Here is a 10,660-nt window from a genome sequence, read left to right on the forward strand (position 1 = left end):
TATTGTGCATTCGAAACTTACTCTATGTGCGACTTACAGAGGTATTGAATGAAACGTGCAGTGATTACTGGCCTGGGCATTGTTTCCAGCATCGGTAATAACCAGCAGGAAGTCCTGGCATCTCTGCGTGAAGGACGCTCAGGGATCACTTTCTCTCAGGAGCTGAAGGATTCCGGCATGCGTAGCCACGTTTGGGGCAACGTAAAACTGGATACCACTGGCCTCATTGACCGCAAAGTTGTGCGCTTTATGAGCGACGCATCCATTTATGCATTCCTTTCTATGGAGCAGGCAATTGCAGATGCTGGCCTCTCCCCGGAAGCTTACCAGAATAACCCGCGCGTTGGCCTGATTGCAGGTTCCGGCGGCGGCTCTCCGCGTTTCCAGGTGTTCGGCGCTGACGCAATGCGCGGCCCGCGTGGCCTGAAAGCGGTTGGCCCGTATGTGGTCACTAAAGCGATGGCATCTGGCGTTTCTGCCTGCCTCGCCACGCCGTTCAAAATCCACGGCGTTAACTACTCCATCAGCTCCGCGTGTGCGACTTCCGCACACTGTATCGGTAACGCAGTAGAGCAGATCCAACTGGGCAAACAAGACATCGTGTTTGCCGGCGGCGGCGAAGAGCTGTGCTGGGAAATGGCCTGCGAATTCGACGCAATGGGCGCGCTGTCTACCAAATACAACGACACCCCGGAAAAAGCCTCCCGTACTTATGACGCTCACCGTGACGGTTTCGTTATCGCTGGCGGCGGCGGTATGGTGGTGGTCGAAGAACTGGAACACGCGTTGGCACGTGGTGCTCATATCTACGCTGAAATCGTTGGCTACGGCGCAACGTCTGATGGCGCAGACATGGTTGCTCCGTCTGGCGAAGGCGCAGTGCGCTGCATGAAGATGGCGATGCACGGTGTTGATACCCCAATCGACTACCTGAACTCCCACGGTACTTCGACTCCGGTTGGCGACGTGAAAGAGCTGGCGGCTATCCGTGAAGTGTTCGGCGATAAGAGCCCGGCGATTTCTGCAACCAAAGCAATGACCGGTCACTCTCTGGGCGCTGCTGGCGTACAGGAAGCTATCTACTCTCTGCTGATGCTGGAACACGGCTTTATCGCCCCGAGCATCAACATTGAAGAGCTGGACGAGCAGGCTGCGGGTCTGAACATCGTGACCGAAACGACCGATCGCGAACTGACCACCGTGATGTCTAACAGCTTCGGCTTCGGCGGCACCAACGCCACGCTGGTAATGCGTAAGCTGAAAGATTAAGTCGGAGTAGGTCGGATAATACGCGCCAGCGTCGCATCCGACGTTACACGCCAATGCTGCCTCCGGCACTAAAGAAAAAGGGAACCTGATGGTTCCCTTTTTCACATCATTGACAATCGCCGCCTGTTCCAGGCAAACTTCCCGTTTTGTCGATTTCCTTCTGAAAAGACGTACGCGTTAAATCCTGCCAACGCACCGTAACCCTGAAAACCAGAGAGATGAGACGGGGAGACTCCTCGCCTTGCGCTGCATTCTGGAGTAATGCATGACTGCTGTAAGCCAAACAGAAACACGATCTTCTGCCAATTTTTCGCTCTTCCGCATCGCTTTTGCGGTTTTTCTAACTTACATGACCGTAGGGCTGCCATTGCCGGTTATCCCGCTGTTTGTTCATCATGAACTGGGCTATGGCAACACCATGGTCGGGATTGCCGTCGGCATTCAGTTTCTGGCCACGGTGCTGACGCGTGGCTACGCCGGACGACTGGCCGATCAATATGGCGCAAAACGTTCGGCGCTTCAGGGTATGTTCGCCTGCGGTCTGGCTGGCGGCGCGCTGCTGCTGGCGGCGCTTTTGCCTGTCTCCGCACCAATTAAATTTGCCCTGCTGGTCATCGGGCGTTTGATTCTTGGTTTTGGCGAAAGCCAGTTGCTGACGGGCGCTTTGACCTGGGGATTGGGCATTGTCGGGCCGAAACACTCTGGCAAAGTGATGTCGTGGAACGGGATGGCGATTTATGGCGCACTGGCGGTGGGCGCACCGCTTGGCTTGTTGATTCATAGCCATTACGGTTTTGCCGCACTGGCGCTTACGACAATGGCATTGCCTTTACTGGCGTGGGCTTGTAACGGCACAGTACGCAAAGTACCGGCAATGGCGGGAGAACGTCCATCGCTGTGGAGTGTTGTCGGGCTTATCTGGAAACCGGGGCTTGGTCTGGCGCTTCAGGGCGTTGGCTTTGCGGTTATCGGAACCTTTGTATCGCTCTACTTTGCCAGCAAAGGATGGGCGATGGCAGGCTTTACGCTCACCGCATTTGGCGGCGCATTTGTCGTGATGCGCGTCATGTTCGGCTGGATGCCAGACCGTTTTGGCGGCGTGAAAGTGGCGATTGTCTCTTTGCTTGTCGAAACGGTAGGTTTGTTGCTGCTCTGGCAAGCGCCTGGCGCGTGGGTGGCGTTAGCCGGTGCGGCGTTAACCGGGGCAGGGTGTTCACTTATCTTCCCGGCGCTTGGTGTGGAAGTGGTTAAGCGCGTTCCGTCTCAGGTTCGCGGTACTGCGCTCGGCGGTTATGCGGCGTTTCAGGATATCGCCCTCGGTGTTTCCGGGCCACTGGCAGGTGTCCTGGCGACCACATTTGGCTACTCGTCGGTATTCCTTGCCGGGGCGATATCGGCGGTGCTGGGGATTATCGTGACGATACTGTCATTTCGTCGTGGTTAACTCAATAACCAGACCAATATCACGATGATGGCGGTCAGCAATATCCACAGGCTGGGGCGCATGGCCATTTCTTGCATCGTGTTAATGAATGGCGTAAAGGGATTGAGCAACGGTTGAATATCTCGCGGTTCAATCCCATTCACCCGCCGTTGATAAAGCTGGTTGAGGATATCCTCGGCCTGCGCGGAAGTCAGGGCTGAATGCTGAGAAAGGCCATATTTTTGCTCAACATAGCTCGATAATACTGTCAACTCGCTGGCATCCAGTGGCTGTTTTAGCGCCATCTGAAGCGACTCCAGTGTCGGTGTATTTTGCTGACTTAACACCTGGCGTGCCTGCAACCAGGTAACCAGGTGGGTAAACATTTTGGCCGGGATCAATTCTCCATTTTTTACCCCAGAAAGTTCCAGCATAGATTGCCAAATCTGTTTGCTGGGTTCTCCTGTTGCCGCCGCGAGTTTAGTCACCAGTTGCTTAAGCGTATTGTGTTCTGCCGGTAGCAAAGGGCGATCGGTCGCCTGGCGCTGTTGCGGCTGCGGAATAACCATCTTCCCTTCCTGTAACAGCGTCAGGACGGTTTTTAATTGCTCCGGTGAGAGTTGATTCAGCGGCGTCTGACCAAAGTTATGACGAATGTAATCTGTGACCGCCTGACGATTATTCCCCAGCCGTAAGTACTCGCTCAATTGCGCCAAAAGCTGGCGGACAGAATGGCTTTCTTGCGCGGCCAGTAAACGTTGTGCAAGGTTTTGTTCTGCGGCGGGGAAATTGCGTGAAAGTAACGGTGAATCGCCTGGCAGACCGATGTCGTGCTTTATACCGGCCCACAATTCCGCGCTCTGCTGTTGCGTCAGCGAAGTCACTTTGGTTATCAAACTTTCCAGCACTGTACGTTGCAAGCTGGATAAAGGCTGATTGCCTGCGCCAGACGACAGTTTATCCCCCTGACCCGGTGGTTGCCCAGGAGGGGCGGAAATTGGTTGTATCATTACGTATCCTTATACCTGAAATCATCGCAAGTATGCCTGGCCGCGAGATTATGGCACACTTGTCCGGTTAACTCTCGTTCTCATACAGGTACCACAAACGTGAAAATCCTTGTTGATGAAAATATGCCTTATGCCCGCGAATTATTTAGTCGTCTGGGGGAGGTGAAAGCGGTTCCGGGGCGTCCAATTCCAGTTGCTGAACTGGATGATGCAGATGCTTTGATGGTGCGTTCGGTCACGAAAGTGAATGAATCTTTGCTGGCAGGAAAACCAGTAAAATTTATTGGCACCGCGACCGCGGGGACGGACCATGTCGATGAAGCGTGGTTAAAGCAGGCGGGAATTGGTTTTTCTGCTGCACCTGGCTGCAATGCGATTGCGGTAGTGGAATATGTTTTCTCGTCACTGCTGATGCTCGCCGAACGCGATGGATTTTCACTGCACGAGCGTACCGTGGGGATCGTGGGCGTCGGCAACGTCGGGCGACGTTTACAGGCACGGCTGGAAGCGTGGGGGATCAAAACATTACTTTGCGATCCACCACGCGCCGATCGTGGGGATGAGGGGGATTTCCGCCCTCTTGATGAACTGGTCGCGCAAGCAGACATTCTGACTTTCCATACTCCACTCTTTAAAGATGGTCCGTACAAAACGCGGCATCTGGCGGATGAAAAACTGATTCGCAGCCTGAAGCCGGGGGCGATTCTGATTAACGCCTGCCGTGGTGCCGTTGTCGATAATACCGCACTGCTGACCTGCCTGAATGAAGGTCAGAAGTTAAGCGTAGTGCTGGATGTCTGGGAAGGCGAGCCAGAACTCAACGTCGAGCTGCTGCAAAAAGTGGATATCGGCACGCCGCATATCGCGGGCTACACCCTCGAAGGTAAAGCGCGTGGCACAACGCAAGTGTTTGAAGCCTACAGCAAGTTTATTGGTCATGAACAGCACGTGGCGTTGGATACTTTACTGCCCGCGCCGGAGTTTGGCCGCATCACGCTGCATGGTCCGCTCGATCAGCCGACGCTAAAAAGGCTGGTGCATTTGGTGTATGATGTGCGCCGCGACGATGCGCCGTTGCGTAAAGTCGCCGGAATACCGGGTGAGTTCGATAAACTGCGCAAAAATTACCTTGAGCGCCGTGAATGGTCGTCTCTGTATGTGATTTGTAATGACGCCAGTGCGGCATCATTACTGTGTAAACTGGGTTTTAACGCCGTTCATCATCCGGCTCGTTAATCTCTTCTTCATGCTCTCTGCTGTAACATAGGCAGGGAGCTTTGCATTTTCTGGAGTAAACCACCATGTCTGAAGGCTGGAACATTGCCGTCCTGGGCGCAACTGGCGCTGTGGGCGAAGCCCTGATTGAAACGCTGGCTGAACGTCAGTTCCCGGTTGGGGAAATTTATGCACTGGCACGTAACGAAAGCGCAGGCGAACATCTGCGCTTTGGTGGTAAGACAATCACCGTGCAGGATGCTGCCGAATTTGACTGGACGCAGGCGCAACTGGCGTTTTTTGTCGCAGGCAAAGAAGCGACCGCGACCTGGGTTGAAGAAGCAACCAACTCAGGCTGCCTGGTTATCGACAGCAGCGGATTGTTTGCTCTCGAACCCGACGTACCGCTGGTGGTGCCGGAAGTAAACCCGTTTGTACTTGCTGATTACCGTAACCGTAATGTCATTGCCGTACCGGACAGCCTGACCAGCCAGCTGCTGGCCTCTCTGAAACCGTTAATCGATCAGGGCGGATTGTCGCGTATTAGCGTTACCAGCCTGATTTCAGCCTCCGCCCAGGGCAAAAAAGCGGTCGATGCGTTAGCGGGGCAGAGTGCGAAATTGCTCAACGGCATTCCGATTGACGAAGAAGATTTCTTCGGACGTCAGCTGGCGTTCAACATGCTGCCGTTACTGCCTGACAGGGAAGGTAGCGTGCGCGAAGAACGTCGTATCGTCGATGAAGTGCGCAAAATCATGCAGGACGAAGGGCTGATGATTTCGGCAAGCGTCGTGCAGGCACCGGTATTTTACGGTCACGCTCAGATGGTCAACTTTGAAGCTCTGCGTCCGCTGGCGGCAGAAGAAGCGCGTGATGCCTTTACCCAGGGCGAAGATATTGTGCTCTCTGAAGAGAACGAGTTTCCTACTCAGGTGGGTGACGCTTCCGGTACGCCGCATCTTTCTGTGGGCTGCGTGCGCAATGATTACGGTATTCCAGAGCAAATCCAGTTCTGGTCTGTGGCTGATAATGCCCGTTTTGGCGGCGCACTGATGGCAGTGAAAATCGCCGAGAAACTGGTGCAGGAGTATCTGTACTAATGTCCGACCAGCAACAACCGCCAGTTTATAAAATTGCGCTGGGCATTGAGTACGACGGCAGTAGGTATTACGGCTGGCAACGGCAGAACGAAGTCCGCAGTGTGCAGGAGAAGCTGGAAAAGGCGCTCTCCCAGGTGGCGAACGAGCCCATCACCGTCTTCTGCGCCGGGCGTACTGACGCAGGCGTACACGGCACCGGGCAGGTAGTGCATTTCGAAACCACCGCGCAGCGCAAAGACGCCGCGTGGACATTAGGCGTAAATGCGAATTTACCTGGTGACATCGCCGTGCGTTGGGTTAAAGCTGTACCTGATGATTTTCATGCCCGATTTAGCGCCACGGCTCGCCGTTATCGCTACATCATCTACAATCATCGGCTGCGCCCGGCAGTGCTGAGTAAAGGTGTGACCCACTTCTACGAACCGCTGGATGCCGAACGGATGCATCGGGCTGCGCAATGCTTGTTGGGCGAGAATGATTTCACCTCATTTCGCGCGGTGCAGTGCCAGTCCCGAACGCCGTGGCGCAACGTTATGCATATTAACGTCACGCGACATGGTCCTTATGTGGTGGTAGATATCAAAGCGAATGCCTTTGTACATCATATGGTGAGGAATATTGTCGGTAGCCTGATGGAAGTAGGCGCCCACAACCAGCCAGAGAGTTGGATAGCAGAGCTGTTAGCGGCAAAGGACAGAACGCTGGCGGCAGCAACGGCGAAAGCGGAAGGGCTGTATCTGGTTGCGGTAGATTACCCTGACCGATTTGATCTTCCAAAACCGCCAATGGGCCCGCTGTTTCTGGCGGACTAATGAGAATAATGCTCTAAAAATTTCAGGCTGTAGCCAATGCAGTTACAGCCTGAGAAATGAAGAGTACAAGGCATAGGCAATTATGGACCTGATTTATTTCCTCATCGATTTTATTTTGCATATTGATGTGCATCTGGCGGAACTGGTCGCAGAGTACGGCGTCTGGGTTTATGCCATTCTGTTTTTGATTCTGTTCTGTGAAACCGGGCTTGTGGTAACGCCATTCCTGCCTGGTGATTCGTTGCTGTTTGTCGCTGGCGCGTTGGCATCTCTGGAGACTAATGATCTCAACGTCCATATGATGGTGGTACTGATGTTGATTGCTGCAATTGTGGGTGATGCGGTCAACTACACCATTGGGCGGTTATTTGGTGACAAACTGTTCAGTAATCCGGATTCGAAAATTTTTCGTCGTAGTTATCTTGATAAGACTCATCAGTTTTACGAGAGACATGGCGGCAAAACAATTATTCTCGCCCGTTTTGTACCGATCGTCAGAACGTTCGCGCCGTTCGTTGCGGGAATGGGTCACATGTCGTATCGTCATTTCGCCGCTTTTAACGTGATTGGTGCACTGTTGTGGGTACTGATTTTTACCTACGCAGGTTATTTCTTCGGCACGCTCCCCTTCATTCAGAGTAACCTTAAACTGATGATTGTTGGCATTATTTTTGTTTCAATATTGCCTGGGGTTTTCGAATTTATTCGTCACAAACGCGCTGCAAAATAAAAAGTAACTCCGCGGTTCGACCACTTTTTTATCCAAAGTTTCGGGCTGTTATGTTTTAATGTGCAACATTCATGGTCTGTTGGGGGCAAAAATGGCATTATGCGTCCCCAAAGATAAAACTGGCATCGAACCAGGTTCAGACAGAAAGGTCCCTAATGAGCTGGATTGAACGAATTAAAAGCAACATTACTCCCACCCGCAAGGCGAGCATTCCTGAAGGTGTGTGGACTAAGTGTGATAGCTGCGGTCAGGTTTTATACCGCGCTGAACTGGAACGTAATCTTGAGGTCTGTCCGAAATGTGACCATCACATGCGTATGTCGGCGCGTAACCGCCTGCATAGCTTGTTAGATGAAGGCAGCCTTGTGGAGCTGGGTAGCGAGCTTGAGCCGAAAGATGTGCTGAAGTTCCGTGACTCCAAAAAGTATAAAGACCGTCTGGCCTCTGCGCAGAAAGAAACCGGCGAAAAAGACGCGCTGGTGGTGATGAAAGGCACTCTGTATGGTATGCCGGTTGTCGCTGCGGCATTCGAATTCGCCTTTATGGGCGGTTCAATGGGTTCAGTGGTTGGCGCTCGTTTCGTGCGTGCCGTTGAGCAAGCGCTGGAAGATAACTGCCCGCTGATCTGCTTCTCCGCTTCTGGTGGCGCACGTATGCAGGAAGCGTTAATGTCGCTGATGCAGATGGCGAAAACCTCTGCGGCACTGGCGAAAATGCAGGAGCGCGGGTTACCGTACATTTCTGTACTGACCGACCCGACTATGGGCGGTGTTTCTGCAAGCTTCGCGATGCTGGGCGATCTCAATATTGCTGAACCGAAAGCGTTAATCGGCTTTGCCGGTCCGCGCGTTATCGAACAGACCGTTCGCGAAAAACTGCCGCCAGGATTCCAGCGCAGTGAATTCCTGATCGAGAAAGGCGCCATCGATATGATCGTCCGTCGACCGGAAATGCGCCTGAAACTGGCGAGCATTCTGGCGAAGCTGATGAATCTGCCAGCGCCTAATCCTGATGCGCCGCGTGAAGGCGAAGTGGTGCCACCGGTGCCGGATCAGGAACCAGAGGCCTGATAACTGATAAGGGCAGGGCCACTGGCTCTGCCCTTTTGCTATTTATTCTCCCCGTAACGAATCAGCGGATACCATGATTATCAAACGCACTCCTCAAGCCGCGTCGCCTCTGGCTTCGTGGCTTTCTTATCTGGAAAACCTGCACAGTAAAACTATCGATCTCGGCCTTGATCGCGTCAGCCAGGTTGCGGCGCGTCTTGGCGTCCTTAAACCTGCACCGTTTGTGTTTACCGTTGCGGGAACTAATGGCAAAGGCACGACCTGCCGTACGCTGGAGTCGATTCTGATGGCGGCAGGGTACAGGGTGGGGGTCTACAGTTCGCCGCATCTGGTGCGTTATACCGAGCGCGTTCGTATACAGGGCAAAGAACTGGCGGAGTCGGCCCATACGGCTTCTTTTGCCGAGATTGAGGCCGAGCGTGGCGATATTTCTCTGACTTATTTTGAATACGGTACGCTGTCGGCATTGTGGTTGTTCAAAGAGGCGCAACTCGATGTGGTGATTCTGGAAGTAGGTCTGGGTGGTCGTCTGGATGCTACTAACATTGTCGATGCTGATGTTGCCGTGGTGACCAGTATCGCGCTGGATCATACCGACTGGCTGGGGCCAGATCGTGAAAGCATTGGTCGAGAAAAAGCAGGGATCTTCCGCAGCGAAAAACCGGCAATCGTCGGTGAACCGGAAATGCCTTACACCATTGCCGATGTAGCACAGGAGAAAGGCGCACTGTTGCAACGTTGTGGCGTTGAGTGGAATTATTCCGTCACTGACCATGACTGGTCATTTACCGATGCTCACGGCACGCTGGCGGGATTACCGTTGCCACTTGTCCCGCAACCGAATGCCGCAACGGCGCTGGCGGCACTGCGTGCCAGCGGCCTGGAAGTCAGTGAAAAGGCAATTCGCGACGGAATCGCCAGCGCAATTTTGCCTGGACGTTTCCAGATTGTGAGCGAGACGCCACGCGTTATTTTTGATGTCGCCCATAATCCTCATGCGGCGGAATATCTTACCGGACGCATGAAAGCGTTACCGAAAAACGGGCGCGTGCTGGCGGTTATCGGTATGCTACATGATAAAGATATTGCCGGAACACTGGCCTGGTTGAAAAGCGTGGTTGATGACTGGTATTGTGCGCCACTGGAAGGGCCGCGTGGTGCCACGGCAGCACAACTGCTTGAGCATCTGGGGAACGGCAAACCATTCGATAGCGTTGCGCAGGCATGGGAAGCCGCAATGGCGGACGCTAAACCGGAAGATACCGTGCTGGTGTGTGGTTCGTTCCATACGGTCGCACATGTCATGGAAGTGATTGACGCGAGGAGAAGCGGTGGCGAGTAAGTTTCAGAATCGGTTAGTTGGCACTATTGTGCTGGTAGCTCTGGGAGTTATTGTGCTTCCAGGATTGCTTGATGGGCAGAAAAAACATTATCAGGATGAGTTTGCAGCGATCCCGCTGGTGCCGAAAGCGGGCGATCGTGACGAACCAGATATGATGCCAGCCGCCACTCAGGCGTTGCCGACACAGCCGCCAGAAGGCGCGGCAGAAGAGGTGCGGGCAGGTGATGCCGCAGCGCCTTCGCTCGACCCGACAACCATTGCGGCCAATAATACCGTGTTTGAACCGGAGCCTGCACCGGTCGCTCCACCGAAACCGAAACCGGTGGATCCGCCTAAGCCGAAGGTTGAAGTGCCGCCCCCGCCGAAGCCAGAACCGAAGCCGGTTGTTGAAGAAAAGGCAGCGCCGACGGGTAAAGCCTATGTTGTGCAACTGGGCGCGCTGAAAAATGCCGATAAAGTGAATGAGATTGTCGGTAAGCTGCGTGGCGCGGGATATCGGGTTTATACTTCGCCGTCAACGCCAGTGCAGGGTAAAATCACCCGTATTCTCGTGGGGCCAGATGCCTCAAAAGATAAGCTGAAAGGATCGCTTGGCGAACTGAAGCAGATCTCTGGTTTGAGCGGCGTGGTGATGGGCTACACGCCGAATTAATACGGTTTTGCCTGATGCGACGCTGGCGCGTCTTATC

Annotated in this window: 10 protein-coding genes; 9 read left to right on the plus strand and 1 reads right to left on the minus strand. The window is 53.8% G+C overall.

Features of this window, described 5'->3' with window-relative positions:
• Nucleotides 1–48 precede the first annotated feature (48 nt).
• On the plus strand, nt 49–1,269 hold the full coding sequence (fabB, locus tag FEK66_RS01530; protein WP_000817178.1) for a beta-ketoacyl-ACP synthase I: 1,221 nt from the start codon (nt 49–51) through the stop codon (nt 1,267–1,269).
• Between the two features lie 265 nt (nt 1,270–1,534).
• Nucleotides 1,535–2,713, plus strand: coding sequence for an MFS transporter (locus tag FEK66_RS01535; RefSeq protein ID WP_135494662.1), 1,179 nt, complete (start codon nt 1,535–1,537; stop codon nt 2,711–2,713).
• On the opposite strand, the gene flk is transcribed toward FEK66_RS01535, so the two are convergent.
• Nucleotides 2,710–3,702, minus strand: a complete 993-nt coding sequence (flk, locus tag FEK66_RS01540) for a flagella biosynthesis regulator Flk (RefSeq protein ID WP_131162049.1) — start codon at nt 3,700–3,702, stop codon at nt 2,710–2,712. The genes FEK66_RS01535 and flk overlap by 4 nt on opposite strands.
• Nucleotides 3,703–3,801: 99 nt before the next feature.
• Between flk and pdxB the strand changes: the two genes are divergently transcribed.
• The 7 genes from pdxB to dedD all read left to right on the plus strand — a co-directional run bounded on the left by pdxB (nt 3,802) and on the right by dedD (nt 10,623).
• Complete coding sequence (gene pdxB / locus FEK66_RS01545) at nt 3,802–4,938, plus strand: 4-phosphoerythronate dehydrogenase PdxB (protein ID WP_130207264.1); 1,137 nt, start codon at nt 3,802–3,804, stop codon at nt 4,936–4,938.
• A 65-nt stretch (nt 4,939–5,003) separates the two neighbouring features.
• Complete coding sequence (locus FEK66_RS01550) at nt 5,004–6,017, plus strand: aspartate-semialdehyde dehydrogenase (protein WP_135494660.1); 1,014 nt, start codon at nt 5,004–5,006, stop codon at nt 6,015–6,017.
• Complete coding sequence (gene truA, locus FEK66_RS01555) at nt 6,017–6,829, plus strand: tRNA pseudouridine(38-40) synthase TruA (RefSeq protein WP_001283597.1); 813 nt, start codon at nt 6,017–6,019, stop codon at nt 6,827–6,829. Before FEK66_RS01550 ends, truA begins: the two co-directional genes overlap by 1 nt.
• Before the next feature lie 82 nt (nt 6,830–6,911).
• Nucleotides 6,912–7,559, plus strand: coding sequence for a DedA family protein (locus FEK66_RS01560; RefSeq protein ID WP_130207260.1), 648 nt, complete (start codon nt 6,912–6,914; stop codon nt 7,557–7,559).
• 155 nt (nt 7,560–7,714) lie between these two features.
• Nucleotides 7,715–8,629 carry an acetyl-CoA carboxylase, carboxyltransferase subunit beta gene (accD, locus tag FEK66_RS01565; protein ID WP_064526523.1) on the plus strand — a complete coding sequence of 305 codons (915 nt, stop codon included), beginning with the start codon at nt 7,715–7,717 and terminating at the stop codon, nt 8,627–8,629.
• Between the two features lie 73 nt (nt 8,630–8,702).
• Nucleotides 8,703–9,971, plus strand: a complete 1,269-nt coding sequence (folC, locus tag FEK66_RS01570) for a bifunctional tetrahydrofolate synthase/dihydrofolate synthase (RefSeq protein ID WP_130207258.1) — start codon at nt 8,703–8,705, stop codon at nt 9,969–9,971.
• Complete coding sequence (dedD, locus tag FEK66_RS01575) at nt 9,961–10,623, plus strand: cell division protein DedD (protein WP_130207256.1); 663 nt, start codon at nt 9,961–9,963, stop codon at nt 10,621–10,623. The genes folC and dedD overlap by 11 nt, the downstream gene beginning before the upstream one ends.
• Nucleotides 10,624–10,660: the final 37 nt, after the last annotated feature.

This window comes from Escherichia sp. E1130, from assembly GCF_005781065.1.
Classification (GTDB): Bacteria; Pseudomonadota; Gammaproteobacteria; order Enterobacterales; family Enterobacteriaceae; genus Escherichia.